Here is a 22,359-nt window from a genome sequence, read left to right as displayed (position 1 = left end):
CCTTGGCAAGATCGATGGCGACAGTAGTAGCATTCATATCGGACTCCTCCCGTGACCGTGACTGATGGCCGAAACCTCAGTGTGGCTCAACGAAGCCGAGTGGCTCGGGGGGAGTCCATTCCAACATTCAAGCGGGCCGCGGAGAGGTTTCGATGTTTCCTGAAGCGTTGTCGCGCCGCGGCCGCTTAACGCGGCGTTAGATTCATCTATTGGAAACTGTGGCGTGACTGAAAGAACATCAATACTTCCATACCTATTGACCGCAGAGCGTTTGGCTGACTACGACCTAGATCCCGACAACCCACCCATTCAGGGTGAATGGTTCGGTCTTACTGTCGTGTACGTTTGGAACGACCCCAACGGGTTCTCGTTTGTTTCGGTCGAGGATGCAGCGGAATTGGGAGTTTCGGAAGTCCAGTTGCGCGAGATGAGTGTGAATGACCTCGGCTTGCATGCCCACGGTAATCTTCAGTTCGAACCGAGGGGGGCAATAGTTGGCGCTTTTATGGGGGGAGACTTCGAAGCTAGCTTTGTTCTCCTTGATAGGCTTTGGGATGAAATGCTTCGTGACCGCTTTCCGAACGGTTATGCGGTTGCAGTTCCCGCAAACGACATGTTGGCATTCTGCGACGCCAGTTCTGCTGAGGGAGTGAAGGAGCTTCGCGAGGTGGTTTCCCGCACATTCGATGGAGGTGAAGACCTTTTGATTCCCAGCATATTTTCTAGAGTAGGCGGCAAGTGGTTCGTGGTTCCCTAGCCAAGCTGAATCTAACTATCCGTGTATGGATTCCCCCGTCAACTAGCCCCAAGCGCTCGTAGTTCAATAGCAGACCGGATCGGCTGCAATCGTGTATTCGGCCTTTGGGTGGATCGTCTTGATCCTGGCCATCATGGAGTACGCGGGGCGGGGCCAAACGTTCAATCGAGCGGTGTGCTGCTCAGCATAGTTACCGGCCTTGCCGCCCCGGGTACCGAACCGCTGCCATGAACTCGAAGCTCGGTGCAACCGGTGAAGCGAAACGTCTTGTTGCGTGAAGTGATTTCGGCTGGGGTCAGTGCGCCGCAGGACGCTGGCTGACGTGGTTGGGGTCAAAGGACGCGCGGTGGTGCTCGGCGGCCCATAGCCTGCGTGCCAGCTTGTTGGCCACGGCGCAGGCGGCCTTGCTGTGACCGACGCGGTCGCTGAGCTGGATGGCCCAGGCCGATAGTCTGTCCAGTTCCTTCCCATGCCTACGACGTATCGCTGCAGACTGCAGCAGCGATCGCGCGCCGTGGATCAGCAGCTGTCTGAGATAGACGTCACCTCGGCGGGTGAGCTTGCCCAGCCGACGGCTGTTGCCCGAGGAGAACTCCCTGGGCGTCAGGCCCAGACTCGATGCGAAGTGCCGACCGCTGGGAAAGCGATCCAACTCGCCCTGTCCGGCGCTGAGCGCGGTGGCGGTGATCAGGCCCACGCCGGTCGCGGTCTGGTAGCGCTGGCTGCGTACGTCGCGCGCGGCGAACTCGGCGAGCGCGCCCTCGACGCGGGCCATGGCGGCTGAGTGGGTGTCGATCTGCTGCAGCAGTTCGTAGAGCGCGTGGCGCAGGGCCATGGGCAGGTCGTTTTCGCCGTCCTCCAGGGCGGCCAGGGCCGCCGAGCGGACCTTGTGGGAACCGGCCGCGATCACCAGGCCGAACTCGCGCAGCAGTCCACGAAGGATATTGATCGATGCCGTGCGCTGGTGCTTGTGGTGCTCGCGGATGCGATGCAGGCCCTGGATGCCCTGTTGTTCTGCGGTCTTGATCGGAACGGGCCGAATGTCACCCACGGTGAAGGCGGTCAGCAGGCCGGCGACGTCAGAGCGATCGGTCTTGTTGCCGCGGACGAAGGGCTTGGCGTGCTGGGCAGGCAGCAGCAGCGGCCGATGCCCCATGGCGGCCAGGCGCCTCGCCCAGTAATGCGAGCTGCTGCAGGCCTCCATCACCACGGTCATCGGCGGTCGGTTGTGGAACTCCGCAGCGAGCCGGGCCCGCGACAGGCGCTTGCGCTGGACGATTCGCGCATCCGAGTCGGCGAAAGCCAGTTCGAACACGTCCTTGGCAAGATCGATGGCGACAGTAGTAGCATTCATATCGGACTCCTCCCGTGACCGTGACCGTGACTGATGGCCGAAACCTCAGTGTGGCTCAACGAAGCCGAGTGGCTCGGGGGGAGTCCATTCCAACATTCAAGCGGACCGGAGAGATGCTTTGATCTTTCCTGATACGTGGTCGTGCCGCGGCCGCTTAACGCGGCGTTAGCTTTCACTTGGAGAGGTTATGGCGTCTCGAAAGAAGGATCGGTCCTCTAAACGCAAATTGGCGGAGAATGAGGGCACGCTTTGGCTGGAGATTGAGGATGACAAGAGCGCTCTAGGTGGAAAGGGGCCCTATGACATCCTTGATGAGATTGTCGCACTGGCCAAGAAGTCACGAATTGGCAAGTATGATGGGAGAAGCTATGGGTCCGGTGCATTCGACGTCTCGTTCAAAGTGAAGAACCGTGAGGCAGGCGCGGTGATCCTCAGAAAGATCATGCGCGAAACATTCCCAACGCTAGCCTTTTCCCTGAGCGATGAGTATGAAAGCATGTTCCATCGAGAACCAGAGGCTGAAACAATTATTCAACAGCTAGAGCGGCTCGAAATGACAGCTGCCTACTTCGCTTCTGCATTGACAGAGATTCGGGAACGTCTGCAAGCTTCTGAAAAGGCCGATTAGAGGTGTGCTCGCGCAGTGAAAGCTAACTACGTATTCGAGCAGACCAGCTGGGAGAGGCTTTGATGTTTACTGATACGCTTTCGGCCAGCTGCCGCTTAACGCGGCGTTATGCCCCATGATCGAAGCGGCGCTGTCAGTTGAAGTTTCGGGTAGCTCAGAGTCGTTCTGCGATTGCTGCGGTGCCGAATCTCGAAAGCTCTGGGGCGAAGTTCTCGATGGTCAGGCCACAGCTGCGGTCTACTACATTCAATGGACAGTCGGTTCACCGAATCATTTCCCCAACTTGGACCTCGTGATAGGTCAATGGGGTGAAGGGTTTGGTCCTGCTGATCGGTTCTTGGTGTCGCTACTCTACCGCCCTGATTCGGGGCAAGGTGGTTTCATGGTGGTCGATGCCGAGGGACGCTATGCCAACTATCTAGCACTGTGCGAGAAGGCCTTCGACAGGTCTGAAGTCGTTGGCACGGCGCTCGCTTCTAAAGTGTTCTCAATTGTCGACGCGATTTGGCTCGGTGACCCAAGGTTATCTGATGTGAAGTCGCTCGGAGATGTGGCATAACTGTGCGTTAGAGCGGACCTGCGGGGAGCTACTTCGAATGAACCAATCACTGTCGGCCGCAGGCCGCTCAACGCGGCGTTAGTCCGCAATGAAACGACTCTTGGTCCTGACACCCTTCATCCTTGGCTCCTGTGCGTCGGCCAGTGAGCCCCAATTCAACGCGCGGGCCGCATCTAAGCTTCCCATCACCTCCATCGTGATGGAGCAGTTCACTTGCTTCTGGGGTACATGCCCACATTACGTCGTCTCTATCAACAGCGATGGCTCAGGCACTTACGTCGGGCTTGAGGTAGCGAAGAAGCGAGGGAGTGTTGACTTGAAGCTCTCGCCAACAGCGTTCGAAGAGATTGAAGCCGAAATCCGAAGAATCAAGCTTGTTCGAATGAAGCCGCAGTACTACTCGGAAGAGCACGGCTGCAAGGAAGTCTGGTCTGACCAATCGTCTTTAACGTTCTACGTCACTTTCGGCGATAGTCAAACCAAGGTGGTCTCTCTGTATTATGGCTGTACGCTTCCGGGTGTTTCAGACAAGCTGTCCAATCTTGCCTCATTAGTTGACAGAGTCACTGAGGTCGAGCCCTTATTGGGCCGATCTCGCTAGGTTTGCGGTCTAACTACGTATTCGAGCAGACCTTTCGATGTTTCCTGATACTTTTCCGACCATCGGCCGCTTAACGCGGCGTTAAGATGCTAAAGACAACAACGAGATCCGAGTCGCATGCGAATCTTCAAGGCTGTACTTCTTGTACTACTCGTGCTTTTGAACCTCGCCGCTGGGATTCCGAAGATCTTGCAAATGCCGCAGGAGCTCGAGTTTCTTGCGCATTTGGGGCTGAGCCCAATAGCCGTATCAATACTTGGTGTTATTCAGTTTTCTGGCGGGGGGCTGCTCGTTCTTTCGAAGACCAGGGTGGTCGGGGCTGCGTCAGGGTTGATCGCGCTGGTAGTTTCGGCTATCGCACTGTTCATCGCAGGAAGCGCGGGAATGGGGCTCCTAACATTGTTGCCTGCTGCCATCGCAGCCTTTTTCGTTTTCGACGAGTTCACCAAAGGCAGCGATCCTGCTGATCGCGGCGCTGCCTGAGTACGTATTTGAGCTGACCGGCGAGGAGATGCTACGAATGAGCCGTCAGCTTTCGGCTCCGGGCCGCGCAATACGTCGTAAGATGTCCGCTTCGTCGCCTGGCGCGGCGAGTGATAGCATCGGCCGTGATTTCACTTGTCAACAAACTTTTGGGGGCGTGGGGTATGAGGATTTCTCCTCTTATGGTTGCAGTTCCGGGGTTTCTCTTGGTGTTGGGGGGGTGTGGGGGTAGCGGTGGCGGGTCGGATCAGGGTGGTCAGGGTGCTCAAGTTACGGTAGCGGAGTGCGTTCAGTTTCTGGAAAAGCAGAATGGGCTTTCTGGTCTCGATCCTGATGTGGTTGCGACGCTCAACGCGCAAGCCCAAAGCGATTGTGCGCGTTTCGACATCATTTCACGTGCCGATTTCGAATGTGCCATGAAGGCAGATAGCGAAAGCGATTTGGCTGCGTGTAACGTCGTTTTGCGTGCTGATCGAGCGCGGTGAGACGGCGCCGAGGTTTCGAGCGGGCACTGCTGAAGCGCTGCTGGCTGGGCTCGGCATTTTGGTATGCGTGTATGGATTCCTTGGATCGATGTTGATTGAAACGTTGTCGCCCGGCGGCCGTCCAGCGCGTCGTTCGCGCGCCTAAACGAGGGTTGCCGGGATGGACCATGAAGAAGTCGGCCGGTTCTGGAGTGACAATGCGGATGCATGGACATCGTTGGCGAGGGCCGGCTTCGACATCTATCGCGACCACCTCAACACTCCTGCCTTCTTTCACATGCTGCCCTCCGTAGCAGGGCTTTCGGGGCTTGATATCGGATGTGGCGATGGTCACAACACCAGACTGCTAGCGTAAGGAGGGCGCCCGCGTCACGGCCATTGATATTGCCAAGGAGTTCATTGCATTCGCGCTGGAGGCCGAGGCCAACGATCCCCTCGGAATCGACTACCGCGTTGCGAGCGCGGTCGAGTTGCCGTTCGCCGAGAATACGTTCGACTTCGCGACTGGAATGATGAGCTTGATGGACATTCCAGAAACAGCACGGGTACTTGGGGAGGTGCGGCGCGTGCTGAAGCCGGGCGCGTTCCTTCAGTTTTCTATTGCCCACCCTTGTTTCGACACTGCGCATCGCCGAAACCTCCGTGGCGCCGATGGCCAGACCTACGCGATCGAAGTGGGCGGTTACTTCGAGAATTCAGATGGCGAGGTGGATGAGTGGATCTTCAAGGCAGCGCCGGCCAGCCTGAAAGCAGCCCTGCCCAAGTTCAGGATCCCTCGGTTCAGACGAACCTTGAGCCAGTGGGTAAACCTGCTGATCGCATCAGGGTTCTCGATCGAGGAGGTAGCCGAGCCGCGGCCGACTGACGAGGCGGTGCGCGAGTGCCCCAAGATTCAAGATGCGCAGGTCGTCGCTTACTTCCTTCACATTCGAGCGAGGACAGGGCCGGACCACGCCCGATGTGGCGAACAGGTCGTTCCATACGACCGCCACTCGCGAGGTGGCTGAGTTCAAGCGTTCGCGAGGAGACTGAATGGATTGCGTGAATCTGCCGTGGCTAGCGATTGCGGGCGGCGCGGCGCTTTGAACGTTTCTGTTCTCGATTCCGCGAAGCCCGCCAGTGCGCGGCTGGAGCGAGCTCGGCATTGTCCCCGTTACTGCACTCACGCTCGGTAGGGACGGTTTGTGGCGAAGAAGTCGGACGCGCTTGATGAGGATCTCTGCACCTCGGTGAACCGGGCGGTCGATGAGATCGCTGCAGGGAAGTGCCTGACGAAGGAGCAGTGTCGCGATTTTGCGGCCGGGTGCAGCGGGGTGCGGCACTACTGGGCGCAGCTTTGACGGTCGGTTATGGAGCGTGGCCGTCGCTCTGATAGCCTGAGGCATTGCCTGGCAGACCCGGCGTTTCGGGGGGCGTTCGCGGTTTGGGCGTCGCTGAATAGACGAGGTTGGGATGTTTACCTGGTGGGAGAAGGGCCGAAGCGGGAGAGGGCAGTGCATCGCGCGCCTGTTGCCCCTGACTGCCCAGACACGGATGCGAACACTCAGGGAGTCGAGTCGATGCAGATGAGGCTGTTGTGGGCTGCTGCTGTCTTGCTGGGTGCGGCGGCGCTGTCGCTCTGTGTTTACCACTTCGCCAGCGCCAAGGTGGAAGTGCTCAATCATTCCGATGTTGCTGTGGAAGAGCTTGTGCTTGTGCTGCCGAGCAGCCGCGTCTCGATCGGGCCGGTCGAGCCCGCGGCGAGCAGTCGGGTCTACTTCTCGGCCCAGGAAGCGTCGGGCGAGGCGCGTTACCGGCTGGTGTTGGGAGATGGCGTCGAGCTGGTCGGAGGGTTCGACTACGCCGTCGAGGAGCAATGGTTCAGGACCATCCGCTTCACCGTGGAGTCTGGCGGTGTGGTGCACGTCTCCGTGTCCGGGTAGGGCGGAGGATCGGTGGCTCAACGTTTGGGTTGGACCGGCAGGGACCGCTGTGGTCCTGTAGGCATGACGGGCTGCCTCGTCGCCGAGGCGGGGGTTGTGCCAAGCGTTCTTCCTTCAACTCGGCTTGCATGAAGTGAGGTGGCGCGTGGCCTGCGTGGGGTCTGCGGCGCGCTCTCCGAGCGCGGCATCTGCTGATCGAGTCCGTCGGGCTCCTCCGTGCCTTCAAGCGGGAAGGTTGCGGGTAGGGCGATCCGATGCATGTTCGCCGAATGCCTCGGAGCTCTGCTTGGGGCGGCCCTGGGTTGGCGAGCGGGTGGCATGTCAACGTCACGGGGTGGCGGCGAGGCCTGCGGTGGGACGCTGGGCGGCTTCCTGGTGGGGGCGGGCGAGGGCAGGATTGACCCAAGCTCCTGCCGGGCCTACACTTTCTGGTTCACGCCGATGTAGCTCAGTTGGTAGAGCAACTGATTCGTAATCAGTAGGTCGGAGGTTCGACTCCTCTCATCGGCACCAGGTCAGACAGGCGCGTTGGCGCCTGTTTTCTTTTGCGGGAGTGCCCGGCCGGGTCTGGCCATTACGGCTCTGCCGCTAGGCCTGGTTCTGGCGGGGCCATCCACCGAGCTGTGAAGCCTCGCGCCGGGTGTGGCCGATTTCGTTCGCTGGCTTCTCCCAAGCAAACATGCTGCAGCGGAACGCGTCGCCGGGCCCATGAAGCGTGGGCGCCGGTGAAAGTGAGCACGCAAGTCAATGATTGTTCTGGATGCCAGGGCGCCGGTCTGCTCCGGTGCCGAGCGTGCACCCCCGCATTGGTCGACCCCTTGCAAGCCTAGTTGGATCAAAGCGACGGCAGAGGTCGTCGAGGCGGTTTCGCCCATGGCGCGCAAACGGTGGCTTGTGGGGAACCCCCCGATGGTCCGCATCGCGGGCTGTGCCTATTCTCGGGCTCGAATCTCGCCCGAGCGCCGTTTTGTGGCTGGTCCCGGCTTACCGGATCGGCTGGCCGGTGCCTTCACCAGGAACCGCATATGCCCAATCTTGCATCACTGCTCAAGTCCGAGATCAGCCGCCTTGCCCGCCGCGAGGCGAACAGCCTGGTCGAGCCCCTGCGCGGGCAGGTCACGCGCCTGCGCAAGGAAGTGTCGGCCCTGCGCAAGCAGCTCTCCGATATGGAGCGGGTGAGCAAGCGCGCCGAACAGGCGACGCCGGTGGTGGAAGCGGTGCAGAAGGTGGATGAGGACGACAAGCCGCGTCGTTTCTCAGCCAAGCGGCTGAAGGGCTTCCGCGAGAAGTCCGGGCTGTCGGCGCCGGATCTGGCCCTGCTGCTGGGCGTGTCGGCGCAGTCGATCTACAACTGGGAGAACGGCGCGGTACGTCCTTCGGACGACACCATCGTCGCGTTGGCCCGCCTGAAAGAGTCTGGCAAGCGCAACCTGCGCGCTGCGCTGGAGCAGATCAAGCTGCAGCAGGGCGCTGCCTGAGGATCCCCTGCGTGGTGGTTCAGAGCGGCTGAACCGATTGTTTCGCTCGGTTAGTGGGGCCGCGCGTCTGATCTGGATGGGCGGGCCCTGTGTGCGCGCGCAGATGGCCGCGACGGTAGGGATTCGCTCTGGCCGAAGTCAGCGGTAGCAAGCCAGGCTGCGGTCGCGCCCAAGGGCGCTCCCACAGTTGGGAGTTTCTGCGAGGCGCAGAGTTCTCGAAGGCGCCTGCTCCAAAGACGCGGGAAAACGGCTCGGCCTGGGTATTCCCACTCGAGGCGCACCCTGTTTGCATGCGCTAGGGCGCGGGGAGCGGCCGGAAGGTGCCCACAGTGCGGGCACCTGCGTCCCCCTTCCAATCCTGCGCCCCGTTCCGACTTAGACTGCCGGTGGGAGTGGGCTTGCCCGCGAGCATAGCGCCGCGGGGCTGCCGCAGACCGCGGCCGGGGAGAAAGGCCGCGGCCGCGCGCAAGCCAGCCCGTTGGGTGCCAGGCCGGGATCAGCTCGCCGGGGGCAGGTCGACCACAAGGGTGACGCGCCGATTGGCCAGTCCGCCGTCGCCCCAGGCGCCCGGGCTGAGCTGCCGGTCCTTGGCTTCGCCATAGCTGACCGCGCGAAGTTTGTCGGCGGCGAGACCCGCGGCGAGCAGATGATCCTTGACGGCTTCGGCACGACGTTGGCCCAGCTGCTTGTTGTAGGTGGGATCGCCAGCCGCATCGGTGAAGCCTTCGACGGTGACCGAAGCCTGCGGATGATGCTCGCGAATCACCTTGGCGAAGCTGTCGAGCGCGGGCTTGTCGACCTCGCGCAGGGTGGCGTCGTCGTAGGCGAAGTGGACGTTCATGTCGACATGCAGGCGTCCGGTCAGCTCGGTCAGCTTGGCATCGTGATCGGCGAGGCGCTTCTCCATGGACTGGCGCAGGCTCTCGATCGCGCTGCGGTTGGCATCCACCTGGGACTTCAAGGCGGCGTGTTCGCTGCGCAGCTCGCCGAGCGTGCGGTCGAAGTCCTCTTTCTTCACGTAGCTGGTGCAGGCGCCGAGTGCGAGGGCGCAGGCGGTGGCTAGGGTGGCGTGGGTCATGCTGGGTCGCATGGCGTTCTCCTTTTCGCTTGGCGTCTTGTCATGGCGCCTGGGCAGCGTGGGCTGCGGGATGTTGCCTTAGAAACCGTAACGCTTTGGCCTCGGGCACGCAAAAACGCCGTTCAGATTGCCTGCTTGCCAGTGCCGGTCCGCGCCCGGTGCGTCGGTGAAGCCATGTGTTGCAGGCCCGCGTATTGCAATGCGCAAGGGGCGACGAAAAGCGGTTTTGCAGATTGCCTGACGGGCGCCCGGAATGGCGATGCAAGTCTCTGATTGGAAAGGGTGGGCGGGGTTGGCACGCAAGCTGCTCTGACCGGGTACGTCCACACCCAACCCCACTCAGGAGTGCCACCCATGCGTACCAAGATCCTGTTCCGAGTTCTGGCGGCCGCCCTGGCCATGTTTGCCCTGTCGGCCTGCAACACCATCCATGGCGCCGGCAAGGACATCGAGCGCGCTGGCGAAGAGATCCAGGAAGAAGCCCGCGGCGATTGATCCCCTGTCCAGCGAACGGAGGAGTTCGATGAGCGAGACCATCTTCGAGGCGCTTCGCGAGGACCACGACCGTCAGCGCCGGCTGATCGAACAGCTGGCGCAGACGGAAGGGGATAGCGAAGAAAGAAGAAGCCTTTTCGACGCGCTGAAGTCGGAGCTGGCCCACCACGCCGCAGCCGAGGAGCGGCACTTCTACGTGCCGCTGATCGACAGCGACCTGACCCAGGAGAAGGCCCGCCACAGCATTGCCGAGCACCATGAGATCGATGAGCTGGTCGACGAGCTCGAATCGATGGATATGGCGAATGGCGGCTGGCTGAAGCGGGCGCGGCATCTCTTCGAACGGGTCGAACATCACCTCGAGGAGGAGGAACACGAGGTTTTCCAGCTGGCCGGCAAGGCCCTGACGGAAGCCCAGAAGCGCCGCCTCGCCACCGATTACACCGCAGCCATGAAGGATGCCCGCGCCGATGCGGCGCATGACTAAGCGTATCCAAGCCCCCAACCCCACAAGGAGAACGACGATGAACCAGAAGCGCCCCACCCTAACCGCCCTGTCGCTTGCACTGACCATGGCCCTTGGCCTCAGCGCCTGTGCCGAGTCCCCGCGGGAAACCGCCGAGGACGTGGCCGAGGCCTCGCGCGAGCGTGCCGAGGACGTCTCCGAAGCGCGCCGCGACCTGAGCAAGGCCGTGGCCAAGAGCGATGAGGAGATGCGCAAGGCGGCTGCCGAAGGCACCCACGACATCACCGAGGCGATGATCGACCCCGACTCGGATGGCGAGGAGGTGGCCGAGGCCAAGGCCGACGCCCAGGAGAACCTCGACGAAGCCAGCGGTGATGCGCTGGAGCGCAACGCCAAGGCGGCCTATGACCTGGCCATGGCCAAGGCCGAGGGCAACTACGAGGTGGCCAAGGAGCAGTGTGATGCCCTCGACACCCTGTCGCAGCGCAACCTGTGCAAGGACAAGGCCGAGACCACCTATGAGTCGATGAAGGCGCGCGCCGAGGCCGAGCTGGAGAAGGCCGAGCAGATCGCCAAGAACTACAAGGACTAATCCCCCAGTCCTCGCCCAGCGGGCCCTCGCCCCCGGATGGTCGGCTACCTGCCGGTCCTCCGGGGGCGCTTCTTTTCTGGGCGCCGCGGCGGGTTCGTGGCCCGGGTGTCCATAGGGTGCGTCTTGACGCACCGGCTCGGGGTCTTTTGGGGTACGTACGGTGCGCCCAAGGCGCACCCTATGCCAGGTGTTTGGCGCAGCGGATCGACGTGCGAGTAGCACCTGCGGGGCGGCTGGCGCGTGCCTGATGCAGACGCTGCATCCGGTGCGTCTTGACGCACCGGCTCGGGATCTTTTGGGGTACGTACGGTGCGCCCAAGGCGCACCCTATGGGTGGGGTCAGGGCGTTCCGCGGAGCCAGAAGGTCAGGCGGTGGGTGCAGTCGCCGCGGCCGGGTTCGGGCCAGTCGAGTTCGCAGTGCATGCCGGGCTGACGCCGGTAGCCGCGTCGGGTCCAGAACACATCGTTGCCGCGATGATCGGGCGGGCGGCGCGGATCGTCGGGGTCGCGGTCGACGGCGCAGAAGGCGGTGATCGGCAGTCCAAGACCCTGCGCCTCGGCCTCGCGATGGTCGAAGAAGGCGTGGCCGGCGCCCTGGCCGCGGAAGGCGCGCCGCAGGACCGATTCGCCGCAGTAGAAGACCCGCGCCGGATCGATGCCGCGCTCGATGAAGGGACGCTGGAAGCCGGCGTTGTCGTCGAGGAGGGGCACGCCGGTGGAGACGCCAACGATCTCGTCGCCCTCGCGGGCCAGCACGCAGAGTGCCCGCGGGCAGTCCAGGTAGCGGGCGAGGTAGCGGCGCTCGTAGTCGACATCGCCCTCGTACAGGTAGGGCCAGTCGGCAAAGACTTCGCAGCGCAGCGCAGCGATGGCGTCGAGATGGGGCGCGGCTTCGTTGCCGCGGTGCAGGCTGAAGCGCAGCACCGCGCTCAGCCCGGGGGCCAGCTCAGCTTGCGTCCGGCGAGCAGGTGCAGATGGATGTGGAACACGCTCTGGCCGGCGTCCTCGTTGCAGTTGAACACCGTGCGGTAGCCGCTCTCGGCATAGCCTTCCTTGCGGGCGAAGGCGGCGGCGGCGAGCACCAGGCGGCCGACCAGTTCGGCGTGGCCGGGCTCGAGGTCGTTGAGCGTGGCGACCGGCTGCTTGGGGATGAACAGCACGTGCAGCGGCGCTTGTGGGTTGATGTCGCGGAAGCCCAGCACGTGATCGTCCTCGAAGACGATGTCGGCGGGAATCTCGCGGCGGATGATTTTGCTGAACAGGGTTTCTGCCATGGTGTTGCCCTCCTGCGGGAACAATGCGTTCAGTCGGTGATCTCGCTGCGCATGCCGAAGGCATGGGCGAGGGTGCCGCGGTCGATGTATTCCAGTTCGCCGCCGAGCGGCACGCCGTGGGCCAGACGCGACGGCCGGATGCCGCGGCCGCGGGCCAGCTGGGCCAGATAGTGGGCAGTGGCCTCGCCCTCGACGGTGGGATTGGTGGCGATGATCATCTCGCGGACCTCGCCGGCATCGAGGCGCCGGGCGAGCTCGTCGAGGCCCAACTCGCGCGGGCCCAGTCCGTCCAGCGGCGAGAGTCGGCCGTGCATGACGAAGTAGCGCCCACGGTAGCCGGTCGCCGTCTCGATCGCAGCAAGGTCGGAGGGCGTCTCGACCACGCAGAGCAGGGCGTCGTCGCGTTGTCCGCTGCGGCAGATCGCGCATTCCGGATCCTCGGTCAGCGTGCGGCAGCGGCCGCAGTGGCCGATGCGCTCCACCGCCTCACCGAGCACCCGCGCCAGCCGCCGCCCGCCCTCGCGATTGCGCTCCAGCACCTGCAGGGCCATCCGCTGCGCGGTCTTCTGCCCTACCCCGGGCAGGCAGCGCAGGGCGTCGATCAGCTGGTCGAGGAGCGGGACTTGGGTCATTTCAGAGCAGGGCTCAGGGACTAGGGGCTAGGGCTCAGGGTTTGAGAGCAGGGCTCAGGGCTCAGAGCCCAGGGCTCAGGTCGGGCATTGAGCGGGCGGGGTTCGCTTCGCTCGGGTGGGGCGCGGGGAACTGGGAGTCGGGCGTCGGGAGACCAGAAGCGAAGAAGCGCACCGCCCCCCGCTCTCCTGAGCCCTGAGCCCTGAGCCCTAGTCTCTAGGCCCTCAGAAAGGCAACTTCATCCCCGGGGGCAGCGGCATGCCGGCGGTGGCTTCGGACATGCGTGCCTGGGAGGCTTCGTTGGCCTTGTTGACGGCGTCGTTGAAGGCGGCGGCGACGAGGTCCTCGAGCATCTCGGCGTCGTCAAGGGCGGAGGGCTCGATGCGCACCTTGCGGCACTCCATGCGGCCGGTCAGGGTGACCTGGACCATGCCGCCGCCGGACTGGCCGGTGACCTCCAGATTCGCCAGCTCTTCCTGTGCCTTCTTGAGGTTTTCCTGCATGCGCTGCGCTTGCTGCATCAGGTTGCCAAGCGGTCCCTTCATGGGTGTCTCCGTGTTCGTGGTGTGGGGTTCAGACATCCAGCGGGCGGATCGAGTCGGGCACGATGCGAGCGCCGTACTCGGTGACCAGCCGCTGGACATGGGGGTCGGCGGCGAACTCGGCCTCGGCACGCAGCTGGCGGGCGTCGCGCTCGCGGCTGTGGCGCTGGCTGAGCGTCTCGCGGGCCTCGCGGGGTGCACCAAAGGCCAGCTTTGGCACGCCACCGAGGGCGTCGGCCAGGGCATTGCAGAAGCGGTCGAGCAGGGGCGGCGACTTCAGGTGCTCGTGAACCTCGGGCAGGCCCAGGCGCAGCACATCGCCATCGTCGCCGAGGAACTGTGCATGCGCCGCGAGCTGGCCGGCGGGGCCGCCGAGGCTGATGCCGGACAGCAGGGCGAGCCAGTCCTCGTTGTCGAGGACGATTCGGCGGTCGGCCTGGGCGGCGGGCGCAGCGGGCTCCGGAGCCGATGCTGCTGCAGCGGCGCGGGGCGCCTCGATCGGCGCCGACATCGATGGCGGCGACGGTGCGCGCGACGTCGGGGTCGCACGGACGGGGGACGGCATGCTGCGCGGCTCAGCGGCGGGCGCGGCCGGGGGCGGCGCGGCGACTGCAGCGGGCGGCGTTGTTGGCGCGCCGAGTTTGGCGATGGCTTCGGCGGCTGCGGCACGACCGCCTCCGCTGCCCTCGCCGCGGGCGCCGCCTTCGCTGCCTGGCGTGCCGCCCGGGGCGGCCTCGGCCAGACCCTGGAAGGCAAGCATGCGCAGCATGACCATCTCGAAGCCGATCCGCGGGCTGGGCGCGAGCTCGATCTCGCGGCGCCCCTGCACGGCCATCTGGTACCAGAGCTGGACCTGCTCGGGGGCGAGCGCGGCGGCCGCGTGGATGGCTTCGTCGTCGTCGGCATGGGCCGCGGCCGGGATGAGCTGGCGAAGCTGGGCGCGGTGCAGGGCCGAAGCGACCGCCTCGAGCAGGCGGCCGTAGTCCGGTGAGTAGCCGGACAGATGGACAATGGCGGCGTGCAGGGCGGCGCCGTCGCCGGCCACGAGGGCGCCAAGCAGGGGCGCTATGTCGGCGGCTTCGACGCTGCCGAGCATGGCGGCGACATCCTCGCCGCGCAGCGTGCCCGAGCCGTAGGCAATCGCCTGGTCGAGCAGCGACAGCCCGTCACGCAGGCTGCCGTCGGCGCCGCGGGCCAGCAGCTGGATCGACTTGCCGTCGAAGCCGATGCCCTCGGCAGCGAGGATGCGCTCGATCTGCGCGCTGATCTGCTCCTCGCTCAGGCGCTTGAGGTTGAACTGCAGGCAGCGCGAGAGCACGGTGACCGGCAGCTTCTGCGGGTCGGTGGTGGCGAGCAGGAACTTCACATGCTCCGGCGGCTCCTCCAGCGTCTTCAACAGGGCGTTGAAGGCGTTGCGCGAGAGCATGTGCACCTCGTCGACCAGATAGACCTTGTAGCGTCCGCGGGTCGGCAGGTACTGGGCGTTCTCGATCACCTCGCGGACGTCATCGACGCCGGTATTGCTGGCGGCATCGATCTCGATCAGGTCGACGAAGCGGCCGGCATCGACCGCGGTGCACACCGCGCACTCGCCGCAGGGCTCGGCGCCGACGCCAGTCTCGCAGTTCAGGCTCTTGGCGAAGATCCGCGCGATGGTGGTCTTGCCGACCCCGCGGGTGCCGGTGAACAGGAAGGCGTGGTGGACCCGACCGCTGTCCAGCGCATGGCTCAGCGCGCGGACGACGTGCTCTTGCCCGACCAGTTCGGAGAAGCGTTTCGGCCGCCACTTTCGGGCGAGGACAAGGTAGGACATCGGCTGCCATCGGCTGCGGCGAGGGGATCCGCATTGTGCCCTTCGCGCCGGGGCAGACCAAGTTGGGTGGCAATCTGAACGCGCCCCGCCTTGTCGCCGCCCCCGGCTGCCGGTATCCTTCGCGGCTTGCCTGTGCCGGGCTGCGGGATGCGCCCGTCACGGCGGGCAGCGAGCCGGCGGTACCGATCTGCGGAGAGGTGTCCGAGTGGTTTAAGGAGCACGCCTGGAAAGTGTGTGTACGGCCTCAAACCGTACCGAGGGTTCGAATCCCTCCCTCTCCGCCACCGCTGTCCCCTCCAACATCCCGACGCTTCCATGGCGGCCCCGTTGGCGCCTCCGCGACGATAGGTTGAAAACCCCGCCAGGCCCGGAAGGGAGCAACGGTATCGACTGATTCGGGCGCCGGAGATACGTCGGCGGGGCCGTCACCCATTTCGGACGTTCAGATTGTTTGGTGCCGCGCCGAAGATGTCGCGAGCGCGCGCGTTTCGTGCGTCAGAGCAAACTACGGGCGCGATCCGGACCTTGCAATGCCGTTGGATGTAGCCGGCTTGCTGGCGATCCGTCCCATCCGGGGCGCCTATCGCCAGCAAGCTGGCTCCTACACTCGGGTTTTGCGGAAGGACTGCTCTAGCGCGTCTACATCCCGCCCCTTCGACCGCATTCTCGCCCTTCAACGAGACCCGACTGTGGGAGCGCCCCTGGGCGCGACCGCGGCGCTACGGATTCACCACAGGCCGTGGCCAGAGCGGAACTCCGCGGTCGCGCCCAAGGGCGCTCCCACAAAGAAGCTTCCTCGTCCGAGGGATCCTGGCCCATGCGAACCTCGCGGCCGGTTCTCGCATCGGCGTACGGATACGGCGATGGGTTCCGAAGGGCGCTCCCGGTGCCGCCAACCGCGATCCATGCCGGCCTGGTCCCGGCCCACAGCGCCGCCCGCGGACGGGCGGCGCTGGATGCGATCAGAGCGCTTCGGAGGCGAAATCGGCCAGGCGCGAGCGCTCGCCGCGGCGCAGGGTGACGTGGGCCGAGTGTCCCCACTGCTTGAAGCGGTCGACCGCATAGGTCAGGCCCGAGGTGGTCTCGGTGAGATAGGGCGTGTCGATCTGCTCGACGTTGCCAAGGCAGACCATCTTGGTGCCGGGGCCCGCACGGGTCAGCAGGGTCTTCATCTGCTTCGGCGTCAGATTCTGCGCCTCGTCGATGATCACCCAACGGTTGAGGAAGGTGCGTCCGCGCATGAAGTTCATCGCCCGGATCTTGATCCGCGAGGCAAGCAGGTCATTGGTGGCCTGGCGGCCCCAGGCGCCACCTTCCTGATTGTGGGTGAGCACCTCGAGGTTGTCGGTCAGCGCGCCCATCCACGGGGTCATCTTTTCTTCCTCGGTGCCGGGCAGGAAGCCGATGTCCTCGCCGACCGAGACCGTGGCCCGGGTCATGATGATCTCGCGGTAGCGCTGCTGGTCCATGGTCTGGGCCATGCCGGCGGCCAGCGCCAGCAGGGTCTTGCCGGTGCCCGCCGTGCCGAGCAGGGTGACGAAATCGATGTCGGGGTTCATCAGCGCGTTGATCGCGAAGTTCTGTTCGCGGTTGCGCGCGGTCACGCCCCAGACCGCGTGCTGGTTGTGGCGGAAATCGTCGACGATGCGCAGCACGACGCGCTCGCCATCGAGTTTCACCACCTGCAGTTCGATCTCGTCCTCGCCGCGGAAGTAGAGGAACTGGTTCGGATGCCAGGCCTCGCCCTCGCCGCGGGTCAGTTCGTAGTATGTATGGCCGCGCTCGGTCCAGGAGCGCAGGTCGCTCTCATGTCGGTCCCAGAAGTCCTCGCCCAGCTCGGTGGCGCCGGTGTAGAGCAGGGAGAAGTCGTCGAGGGCGCGGTCGTTCTCGTAATCCTCGGCGTTCACGCCGCAGATCGAGGCCTTGATCCGTAGGTTGATGTCCTTGGACACCAGCACGACGGATTCGGCGGGCTGGGTTTCGCGCAGGGCGAGGATGGCGCCGAGGATCTGGTTGTCGGGCAGCACCGTGCCGAAGCGCTGCCCCTGGGCCACCGGGGTGGTCTGGAAGAGCAGCCGGCCGATGTCCTTGCCGGCCTTGAGCTGCAGCCCCTGTGGCCGGTTGAGCTTGAGCCCTTCCTCGATCTTCGCGTCGCCGTGGGCCTCGATCAGCTCATTGATGAAGCGGCTGACCTGGCGGGCGTTGCGGCTGGCCTCGGAGTGGCCCTTCTTGGCGGCATCGAGTTCTTCCAGGACCATCATCGGCAGGAACACGTCGTGCTCTTCGAACTTGAACAGCGCGGTCGGGTCGTGCATCAGCACGTTGGTATCCAGCACGTAGGTCCGCTTGCTGCGCGTCATCATGGGCGGGGCGCACTCCTTGGGGCAGGGGACAACGGCCGGCAGCGCGAGGGCACTGCCGGGGAGAGGAATCGGGCGGGGAGTCTCATGCGCGGGCCGGGCTCCGGCGGTGCGGCCCGGGCGGCGCGGCGACAGTTCCTGCGGCCGCGTTCAGACAGGCCGCGGAGGTGGGGGGGTGCTGCGGGCGGGTTCGCCGTGTCCCCATGTTCAGAACTTCATCGGATCCATGATCGCGTCGAGGTTCAGATGGTCGCAGAATTCGAGGAAGTCGTCGCGCAGGGCGGCGATGTGCATGTTCGAAGGGATGCCGATGGTGATCTGCGCCGAGAACATGTCGGCGCCGGTCTGCATGGCCCGGTAGCGCGAGCTGTGAAGGTTCTCGATGGTGATGCCCTGGCGGTCGAAGAAGTCGGCCAGCTGGAACAGGATGCCCGGCTTGTCTGCCGCCACCACCTCGACGATGTAGGGCAACAGATTGCTTTGCAGCGGCTTGGCGCCGGTACGGTAGAACACCAGGCGCGCGCCCTCCTCACGCTCGACGCGAGAGAGGGCCGACTCCAGCTTGGCGACCGCATCCCAGGAGCCCATCGCCAGCGCCAGCACCGAAACATCCCGGCCAACCGTGTTCAGCCGTGCGTCGACGAGGTTGCAGCCGGCATCCGCGATGCGCCGGGAGATGTTGAGCAGGGGCGAATCCGGATGGGTAGCGAACGCGCTTATCAGCAGGTAGTTTTCGTTGGTATTGGGGCGTTGCGCGGAATCGGTCAAAGGAGCGTACCGTCGGTTCTGTAGGGCGCGTCCACGCGCCGTGCCGGGCGAATGAACTCCGCCCAACGTCCGTCGCAGAATACTTGCCGCTGCTGACAGGCCGCAAGTAACATCGCCCCCTTCCTTTTTCAGCCTCCCGGGTCCTTCGCCTTGCAGCTTGCCGGATGCATCACCGCGCTGGTCACGCCGTTCGACGCCGACGGCGGGCTGGATTGGAACGCATTCGGCCGCCTGCTCGACGACCAGCTCGCCGGAGGCATCCAGGGACTCGTGGTGGCGGGCAGCACCGGCGAGGCCGCGATGCTGGAAGGCGACGAGTACGAGCGGCTGATCCGCTTTGCCCGCGAGCGCCTCGGCGGCCGGGTGCCGCTGTTGGCCGGCACCGGACTTTCCGCCACCCGCGCGACCATCGAACAGACCCGGCGTGCCGCGGCGGCCGGGGCTGATGCGGCCCTTGTGGTGACGCCGCCCTACGTGCGGCCCACGCAGCACGGGCTGTTCGAGCATTTCCGCGCGGTGGCCGGGGAGGGCGGGCTTCCGGTGGTTCTCTACAACGTGCCCGGGCGCACCGGATGTGACATGCAGCCGGCGACCGTCGAGCGCCTGCGCGAGGTTCCCGGCGTCATCGGCATCAAGGAGGCGGTGTCCGATGCCGAGCGTATCCGCGCGGTCTGCGCGCTGCGTCGCGAGGGTTTCGCGGTGCTGAGCGGCGATGATCCGACCGCCGTCGAGGCCATGGAGCAAGGGGCCGACGGCCTGATCTCGGTGGTGTCCAATGCGCTGCCGCGGCTGATGCGCAGCGCGCTGGAGCGCCGCAGCGTCGCCCCCGAACTCAGGGCGCTGATCGATTTCAGCGGCGTCGAGCCCAACCCGATCCCGATCAAGGCGGTCGTCTCCGGCCTCGGCCTGGTCGAGAATCGCCTGCGTGCGCCCCTGGTCGAGCTATCCTCACCGCACCGGGCCGCACTCGAGGCCTTGCTGCCGCGCATCGCCGCGGCGGAACGCTCCGCCCGCGGCGGGGCACACTGATTTCTTCTGGAGAATGCTGTGATGTCGATGTATCCCGTTGTGAAGTCCGGCCTGCGCCTTGCGGTCCTTGCCTGCCTGGTGGCCAGCGTTGCCGGCTGCAGCTGGTTCCGCGGCAAGTCCGGCTACGAGCTGGCCCCCGAGAGCCGGCCGCTGGCCATCCCGCCCGACCTCGACACCCCGCCGCAGGACCCGACCCTGTCGATCCCCGAGCCCTCGGGCGTCGCTCCGCGCGCCCCGGTGGCGCCGTCGGCGGCCTTCACCGTGGCCGACAGCCGTGACAGCGCGCTGCGCCGCCTCGGCCTCGCGCTCGAGCGTCTGGAGGGCGTCGAGGTGACCGGCAGCGCCCAGGCCCTCGGGGCCTACAACGTCCGCTTCGAAGGCGAGGACTTCCTGGTCCGCGTGGTCGAGTCCGGCGGCAGCACCCGCATCGAGGCGGTCGGGGCCAACGGCGCCGTGATCAATACCGGCCCGGCCGGCAAGCTGCTCGGCCTGCTGCGGCAGCGTCTGGGCTGATCAGCCCCTGCGTCCGGCGCACCGGCGCCGGACGCGCGCTGCCCGAGTCGTGATGACGGCTGCGGGCAGGCAATAGAAAGGGCCGCGACAGGCATGCCGTCGCGGCCTTCGTTCCACCATGGGTTCGACGCGGCGTGCCGGCTTCGGCGGCCGCTCGCGGCAACTCAGCGTTCGAGCAGGGGCAGCTTGCCCGGCTTGCCGTCCCAGTCGGCGGCGTCTGCGGCCGGCTCCTTGCGCGTGGTGATCACCGGCCAGTCGCGCGACAGCTCGGCGTTCAGCGCGACGAAGCCTTCCTGGCCCGCGGGAACGTCGTCCTCGGGAAAGATCGCATTGGCCGGACATTCCGGCTCGCAGAGGGTGCAGTCGATGCACTCGTCCGGATCGATCACCAGGAAGTTCGGGCCTTCGTGGAAGCAGTCGACCGGGCAGACTTCCACGCAGTCGGTGTACTTGCACTTGATGCAGTTCTCGGTGACGACGAAGGGCATCTAGGAAGGCAGTCCTGGGGAAAGAAGTGGCGCTCCCTAGGGGGTTCGAACCCCTGTTCTCGCCGTGAGAGGGCGATGTCCTAGGCCGCTAGACGAAGGGAGCGCGTTGATCTGCGCGAAGCAGAGGCGATAGGATAGCGGGCTGATCTGAAAGGCGCAACGCCGAAATGACGGTTATTTGCCGTCCCGTCCATCCGGACCAGCCCGTGACCCAGAATTCAATGCCAGCAGCGGCCGTCGAGCCGCGCAGTTTCGCCCGCGACCAGCACTCGATTTCGCGCAAGCACATCAGTGCGAATGCGCTGCGCGTGCTTTATCGACTGCGAGAAGCCGGCTTCTCCGGCTACCTGGTCGGGGGCGCGGTGCGCGACCTGCTGATCGGGCGCGAGCCCAAGGACTTTGACGTCGCCACCGATGCCACGCCCGAGCAGTGTCGTCAGCTGTTCCGCAACTGCCGGCTCATCGGCCGCCGCTTCCGCCTTGCCCACGTGATGTTCGGGCCGGAGATCATCGAGGTCGCCACCTTCCGCGCCAACGCGGCCGGCGACCCCGAGGAGGACTCCGAGCACGTAAGCGAGAGCGGTCGCATCCTGCGTGACAATGTCTACGGCAGCATCGAGGATGACGCGGTCCGCCGCGACTTCACCTGTAACGCGCTCTACTACACCATCGAGGACTTCTCGGTCCGCGATTTCGTCGGTGGTTTCGAGGACTGCCGCGACCGGGTGCTGCGCCTGATCGGCGACCCCGAGACCCGCTATCGCGAGGATCCGGTGCGCATGCTGCGCGCCGCGCGCCTGTCGGCCAAGCTCGACTTCAGCATCGAGCCGGGCTCGGAGGCGCCGATCCGCAGCCTCGGACACCTGCTCGGCGAGGCCTCGAACGCGCGCCTCTTCGATGAGTCGCAGAAGCTGTTCCTGAGCGGCCACGGCCAGGCCAGCCTCGCCGCACTGCAGCGCCTCGGCCTGCTCGCGGTGATCATGCCGGATGTGCATGCCGCGCTGACCTCGGATACCAGCGGCCTGTGCCAGCAGATGCTGGAGCGGGCGATGGCCAACACCGACCAGCGGGTCGCCGAAGGCAAGCCGGTGACGCCGGCCTATCTGTTCGCGGCGCTGCTCTGGCCGGTGTATGCGGCGGGCGTGCAGGCGATGATCGCTGAAGGCCACGCCCTGGCCGTCGCCGAGCAGCGCGCTGCCGATCGCGCCATCCTGCGCCAGTGCCAGCACATCGCCATCCCGCGGCGCTTCAGCCAGCAGATGGAGGAGATCTGGTTCATGCAGACCCGCATGCAGCATCGCCAGCGCAAGCGGGTGATGCGCCTGCTGGCCCATCCGCGTTTCCGCGCCGCCTACGACTTCCTCGAGCTGCGCGCCTCGATCGTGCCGCAGCTGGCCGATGAGCTGGCCTTCTGGGAGTCGATGCAGGGCGAGCAGCGCGATGTGGTGCTCGATGCCTCGGGCGCGCCCTCGGGCGATGGCCCGCGCAAGCCGCGCCGGCGCCGCCGCAAGCGCACGGCCGCTTCCGGCGGCTGATCGACGATGGCGCTGGCCTGGGTGGGCCTGGGCAGCAATCTCGACGACCCGCCCGCGCGCCTGCGCGAGGCGCTTGAACATATTGCTGCGCTTGAGGGGGTTTTTGCGTTGCGCAGTTCGCCGTTCTACCGCGCTCCCCCCTGGGGGCCGGTGGCCCAGCCGGACTTCGTCAATGCGGTGGCCGAGTTTGACGCCAGGCTTGCTCCCGAGCCCCTGCTCGAAGCGCTGCTGTCGATCGAGCGCCGGATGGGCCGCGAGCGCCGCGAGCGCTGGGGCCCGCGGCGCATCGATCTCGACCTGCTGCACATGGAGGGCGAGTCGCGCGCCGGCGACCGCCTCGAGCTGCCGCATCCGCGCATCGCCGAGCGCGCCTTCGTGCTCTGCCCCTGGCGCGATCTGGCGCCCACTCTGGAGCTGCCCGGGCTGGGGCGGATCGAGGCGCTGGCAAAAAAGGTGGATTGCTCCAATGTGCAGCCGCTACCCTAGCGAGCTCACCCCGCGAAGCCTGC

General features: G+C 65.3%; 25 protein-coding genes, 3 tRNA genes, 1 other RNA gene and 1 pseudogene. 19 read left to right on the top strand and 11 right to left on the bottom strand.

Features of this window, described 5'->3' with window-relative positions; all coding sequences use genetic code 11:
• Positions 1-271 precede the first annotated feature (271 nt).
• Positions 272-757 carry a hypothetical protein gene (locus M0G41_RS17560; protein WP_248211432.1) on the top strand — a complete coding sequence of 162 codons (486 nt, stop codon included), beginning with the start codon at positions 272-274 and terminating at the stop codon, positions 755-757.
• Positions 758-1,052: 295 nt separating this feature from the next.
• Here the strand turns inward: M0G41_RS17560 and M0G41_RS17555 are convergent, their stop codons facing one another.
• Positions 1,053-2,111 carry an IS110 family RNA-guided transposase gene (locus tag M0G41_RS17555; RefSeq protein ID WP_248211431.1) on the bottom strand — a complete coding sequence of 353 codons (1,059 nt, stop codon included), beginning with the start codon at positions 2,109-2,111 and terminating at the stop codon, positions 1,053-1,055.
• 187 nt (positions 2,112-2,298) lie between these two features.
• Between M0G41_RS17555 and M0G41_RS17550 the strand changes: the two genes are divergently transcribed.
• The 9 genes and pseudogenes from M0G41_RS17550 (at position 2,299) to M0G41_RS17510 (ending at position 8,267) form a co-directional block, all read left to right on the top strand.
• Positions 2,299-2,739: a hypothetical protein gene (locus M0G41_RS17550; RefSeq protein WP_248211428.1), complete on the top strand. Its 441-nt coding sequence runs from the start codon at positions 2,299-2,301 to the stop codon at positions 2,737-2,739.
• Between the two features lie 115 nt (positions 2,740-2,854).
• Positions 2,855-3,298, top strand: a complete 444-nt coding sequence (locus M0G41_RS17545; RefSeq protein WP_248211426.1) for a hypothetical protein — start codon at positions 2,855-2,857, stop codon at positions 3,296-3,298.
• A gap of 88 nt (positions 3,299-3,386) precedes the next feature.
• Positions 3,387-3,899 (top strand): DUF6438 domain-containing protein, encoded by a 513-nt coding sequence (locus tag M0G41_RS17540; RefSeq protein WP_248211423.1) that lies wholly within the window; start codon positions 3,387-3,389, stop codon positions 3,897-3,899.
• A gap of 117 nt (positions 3,900-4,016) precedes the next feature.
• Positions 4,017-4,382 (top strand): hypothetical protein, encoded by a 366-nt coding sequence (locus tag M0G41_RS17535; protein WP_248211422.1) that lies wholly within the window; start codon positions 4,017-4,019, stop codon positions 4,380-4,382.
• Positions 4,383-4,507: 125 nt separating this feature from the next.
• Positions 4,508-4,867: a hypothetical protein gene (locus M0G41_RS17530; protein ID WP_248211419.1), complete on the top strand. Its 360-nt coding sequence runs from the start codon at positions 4,508-4,510 to the stop codon at positions 4,865-4,867.
• Positions 4,868-5,235: 368 nt separating this feature from the next.
• Positions 5,236-5,874: pseudogene (locus M0G41_RS17525) on the top strand (class I SAM-dependent methyltransferase); the annotation flags it as partial.
• 552 nt (positions 5,875-6,426) lie between these two features.
• Complete coding sequence (locus tag M0G41_RS17520) at positions 6,427-6,789, top strand: hypothetical protein (protein WP_248211416.1); 363 nt, start codon at positions 6,427-6,429, stop codon at positions 6,787-6,789.
• Between the two features lie 437 nt (positions 6,790-7,226).
• Positions 7,227-7,302: transfer RNA gene (locus M0G41_RS17515), tRNA-Thr, on the top strand.
• Between the two features lie 512 nt (positions 7,303-7,814).
• Complete coding sequence (locus tag M0G41_RS17510) at positions 7,815-8,267, top strand: helix-turn-helix transcriptional regulator (RefSeq protein WP_248211414.1); 453 nt, start codon at positions 7,815-7,817, stop codon at positions 8,265-8,267.
• Positions 8,268-8,763: 496 nt separating this feature from the next.
• On the opposite strand, the gene M0G41_RS17505 is transcribed toward M0G41_RS17510, so the two are convergent.
• The gene (locus M0G41_RS17505; protein WP_248211411.1) at positions 8,764-9,357 is read right to left on the bottom strand and encodes an OmpA family protein; all 594 of its coding nucleotides are present in this window, start codon (positions 9,355-9,357) and stop codon (positions 8,764-8,766) included.
• 342 nt (positions 9,358-9,699) lie between these two features.
• Here M0G41_RS17505 and M0G41_RS17500 point away from each other — a divergent pair, with 342 nt between their 5' ends.
• The 3 genes from M0G41_RS17500 to M0G41_RS17490 are packed head-to-tail and all read left to right on the top strand — an operon-like array spanning position 9,700 to position 10,898.
• The gene (locus M0G41_RS17500; RefSeq protein ID WP_425511275.1) at positions 9,700-9,840 is read left to right on the top strand and encodes an entericidin A/B family lipoprotein; all 141 of its coding nucleotides are present in this window, start codon (positions 9,700-9,702) and stop codon (positions 9,838-9,840) included.
• A 28-nt stretch (positions 9,841-9,868) separates the two neighbouring features.
• A complete protein-coding gene (locus M0G41_RS17495; protein WP_248211410.1) occupies positions 9,869-10,327 on the top strand; it encodes a hemerythrin domain-containing protein in 459 nt (152 codons plus the stop codon).
• Positions 10,328-10,364: 37 nt separating this feature from the next.
• Positions 10,365-10,898 (top strand): hypothetical protein, encoded by a 534-nt coding sequence (locus M0G41_RS17490; protein ID WP_248211407.1) that lies wholly within the window; start codon positions 10,365-10,367, stop codon positions 10,896-10,898.
• A 339-nt stretch (positions 10,899-11,237) separates the two neighbouring features.
• Here M0G41_RS17490 and M0G41_RS17485 read toward each other — a convergent pair whose 3' ends face one another.
• The 5 genes from M0G41_RS17485 to dnaX all read right to left on the bottom strand — a co-directional run bounded on the left by M0G41_RS17485 (position 11,238) and on the right by dnaX (position 15,157).
• A complete protein-coding gene (locus M0G41_RS17485; RefSeq protein ID WP_425511276.1) occupies positions 11,238-11,831 on the bottom strand; it encodes a GNAT family N-acetyltransferase in 594 nt (197 codons plus the stop codon).
• On the bottom strand, positions 11,828-12,172 hold the full coding sequence (locus M0G41_RS17480; protein ID WP_248211402.1) for a histidine triad nucleotide-binding protein: 345 nt from the start codon (positions 12,170-12,172) through the stop codon (positions 11,828-11,830). Before M0G41_RS17480 ends, M0G41_RS17485 begins: the two co-directional genes overlap by 4 nt.
• Positions 12,173-12,201: 29 nt before the next feature.
• Positions 12,202-12,804: a recombination mediator RecR gene (recR, locus tag M0G41_RS17475; protein WP_248211401.1), complete on the bottom strand. Its 603-nt coding sequence runs from the start codon at positions 12,802-12,804 to the stop codon at positions 12,202-12,204.
• A gap of 222 nt (positions 12,805-13,026) precedes the next feature.
• Positions 13,027-13,347: a YbaB/EbfC family nucleoid-associated protein gene (locus M0G41_RS17470; RefSeq protein ID WP_248211400.1), complete on the bottom strand. Its 321-nt coding sequence runs from the start codon at positions 13,345-13,347 to the stop codon at positions 13,027-13,029.
• 28 nt (positions 13,348-13,375) lie between these two features.
• Positions 13,376-15,157, bottom strand: coding sequence for a DNA polymerase III subunit gamma/tau (dnaX, locus tag M0G41_RS17465; protein WP_248211399.1), 1,782 nt, complete (start codon positions 15,155-15,157; stop codon positions 13,376-13,378).
• 191 nt (positions 15,158-15,348) lie between these two features.
• Here dnaX and M0G41_RS17460 point away from each other — a divergent pair.
• Together M0G41_RS17460 and ffs are read left to right on the top strand one after the other, a co-directional pair.
• Positions 15,349-15,441: transfer RNA gene (locus M0G41_RS17460), tRNA-Ser, on the top strand.
• A 41-nt stretch (positions 15,442-15,482) separates the two neighbouring features.
• Positions 15,483-15,579: signal recognition particle sRNA small type (gene ffs / locus M0G41_RS17455), an RNA gene on the top strand.
• Between the two features lie 540 nt (positions 15,580-16,119).
• Here ffs and M0G41_RS17450 read toward each other — a convergent pair.
• Positions 16,120-17,517 (bottom strand): PhoH family protein, encoded by a 1,398-nt coding sequence (locus tag M0G41_RS17450; RefSeq protein ID WP_248211439.1) that lies wholly within the window; start codon positions 17,515-17,517, stop codon positions 16,120-16,122.
• 207 nt (positions 17,518-17,724) lie between these two features.
• Entirely contained in the window at positions 17,725-18,285 is a 561-nt protein-coding gene (locus tag M0G41_RS17445) for a glycine cleavage system transcriptional repressor (protein WP_248211398.1), read from the bottom strand.
• A 150-nt stretch (positions 18,286-18,435) separates the two neighbouring features.
• On the opposite strand from M0G41_RS17445, the gene dapA reads away from it, so the two are divergent.
• The gene (dapA, locus tag M0G41_RS17440; RefSeq protein ID WP_248211395.1) at positions 18,436-19,314 is read left to right on the top strand and encodes a 4-hydroxy-tetrahydrodipicolinate synthase; all 879 of its coding nucleotides are present in this window, start codon (positions 18,436-18,438) and stop codon (positions 19,312-19,314) included.
• A 21-nt stretch (positions 19,315-19,335) separates the two neighbouring features.
• Positions 19,336-19,827, top strand: a complete 492-nt coding sequence (locus M0G41_RS17435; RefSeq protein ID WP_248211394.1) for a hypothetical protein — start codon at positions 19,336-19,338, stop codon at positions 19,825-19,827.
• Between the two features lie 164 nt (positions 19,828-19,991).
• Here the strand turns inward: M0G41_RS17435 and fdxA are convergent, their stop codons facing one another.
• Both fdxA and M0G41_RS17425 read right to left on the bottom strand, forming a co-directional pair.
• Positions 19,992-20,315, bottom strand: a complete 324-nt coding sequence (gene fdxA, locus M0G41_RS17430) for a ferredoxin FdxA (RefSeq protein ID WP_248211393.1) — start codon at positions 20,313-20,315, stop codon at positions 19,992-19,994.
• A gap of 27 nt (positions 20,316-20,342) precedes the next feature.
• Positions 20,343-20,418, bottom strand: a tRNA-Glu gene (locus M0G41_RS17425).
• 64 nt (positions 20,419-20,482) lie between these two features.
• Between M0G41_RS17425 and pcnB the strand changes: the two genes are divergently transcribed.
• The gene (pcnB, locus tag M0G41_RS17420) at positions 20,483-21,850 is read left to right on the top strand and encodes a polynucleotide adenylyltransferase PcnB (protein ID WP_425511274.1); all 1,368 of its coding nucleotides are present in this window, start codon (positions 20,483-20,485) and stop codon (positions 21,848-21,850) included.
• A gap of 6 nt (positions 21,851-21,856) precedes the next feature.
• Positions 21,857-22,336 (top strand): 2-amino-4-hydroxy-6-hydroxymethyldihydropteridine diphosphokinase, encoded by a 480-nt coding sequence (folK, locus tag M0G41_RS17415; protein WP_248211392.1) that lies wholly within the window; start codon positions 21,857-21,859, stop codon positions 22,334-22,336.
• The last annotated feature ends 23 nt before the right edge of the window (positions 22,337-22,359 follow it).

This window comes from Pseudomarimonas salicorniae (assembly GCF_023156535.1).
Taxonomy (GTDB): Bacteria; Pseudomonadota; Gammaproteobacteria; order Xanthomonadales; family Xanthomonadaceae; genus Pseudomarimonas; species Pseudomarimonas salicorniae.
Note: the sequence above shows the minus strand (reverse complement) of the source record. Positions and strands in the feature narration are given on the sequence as shown.

Coding starts and splice junctions, on each gene's coding strand:
- M0G41_RS17555 (WP_248211431.1), bottom strand. CDS start 2,111: ATGAATGCTACTACTGTCGCCATCGATCTTGCCAAGGACGTGTTCGAA.
- M0G41_RS17550 (WP_248211428.1), top strand. CDS start 2,299: ATGGCGTCTCGAAAGAAGGATCGGTCCTCTAAACGCAAATTGGCGGAG.
- M0G41_RS17545 (WP_248211426.1), top strand. CDS start 2,855: ATGATCGAAGCGGCGCTGTCAGTTGAAGTTTCGGGTAGCTCAGAGTCG.
- M0G41_RS17540 (WP_248211423.1), top strand. CDS start 3,387: ATGAAACGACTCTTGGTCCTGACACCCTTCATCCTTGGCTCCTGTGCG.
- M0G41_RS17535 (WP_248211422.1), top strand. CDS start 4,017: ATGCGAATCTTCAAGGCTGTACTTCTTGTACTACTCGTGCTTTTGAAC.
- M0G41_RS17520 (WP_248211416.1), top strand. CDS start 6,427: ATGCAGATGAGGCTGTTGTGGGCTGCTGCTGTCTTGCTGGGTGCGGCG.
- M0G41_RS17510 (WP_248211414.1), top strand. CDS start 7,815: ATGCCCAATCTTGCATCACTGCTCAAGTCCGAGATCAGCCGCCTTGCC.
- M0G41_RS17505 (WP_248211411.1), bottom strand. CDS start 9,357: ATGCGACCCAGCATGACCCACGCCACCCTAGCCACCGCCTGCGCCCTC.
- M0G41_RS17500 (WP_425511275.1), top strand. CDS start 9,700: ATGCGTACCAAGATCCTGTTCCGAGTTCTGGCGGCCGCCCTGGCCATG.
- M0G41_RS17495 (WP_248211410.1), top strand. CDS start 9,869: ATGAGCGAGACCATCTTCGAGGCGCTTCGCGAGGACCACGACCGTCAG.
- M0G41_RS17490 (WP_248211407.1), top strand. CDS start 10,365: ATGAACCAGAAGCGCCCCACCCTAACCGCCCTGTCGCTTGCACTGACC.
- M0G41_RS17480 (WP_248211402.1), bottom strand. CDS start 12,172: ATGGCAGAAACCCTGTTCAGCAAAATCATCCGCCGCGAGATTCCCGCC.
- recR (WP_248211401.1), bottom strand. CDS start 12,804: ATGACCCAAGTCCCGCTCCTCGACCAGCTGATCGACGCCCTGCGCTGC.
- M0G41_RS17470 (WP_248211400.1), bottom strand. CDS start 13,347: ATGAAGGGACCGCTTGGCAACCTGATGCAGCAAGCGCAGCGCATGCAG.
- dnaX (WP_248211399.1), bottom strand. CDS start 15,157: ATGTCCTACCTTGTCCTCGCCCGAAAGTGGCGGCCGAAACGCTTCTCC.
- M0G41_RS17450 (WP_248211439.1), bottom strand. CDS start 17,517: ATGACGCGCAGCAAGCGGACCTACGTGCTGGATACCAACGTGCTGATG.
- M0G41_RS17435 (WP_248211394.1), top strand. CDS start 19,336: ATGTCGATGTATCCCGTTGTGAAGTCCGGCCTGCGCCTTGCGGTCCTT.
- fdxA (WP_248211393.1), bottom strand. CDS start 20,315: ATGCCCTTCGTCGTCACCGAGAACTGCATCAAGTGCAAGTACACCGAC.
- pcnB (WP_425511274.1), top strand. CDS start 20,483: ATGACGGTTATTTGCCGTCCCGTCCATCCGGACCAGCCCGTGACCCAG.
- folK (WP_248211392.1), top strand. CDS start 21,857: ATGGCGCTGGCCTGGGTGGGCCTGGGCAGCAATCTCGACGACCCGCCC.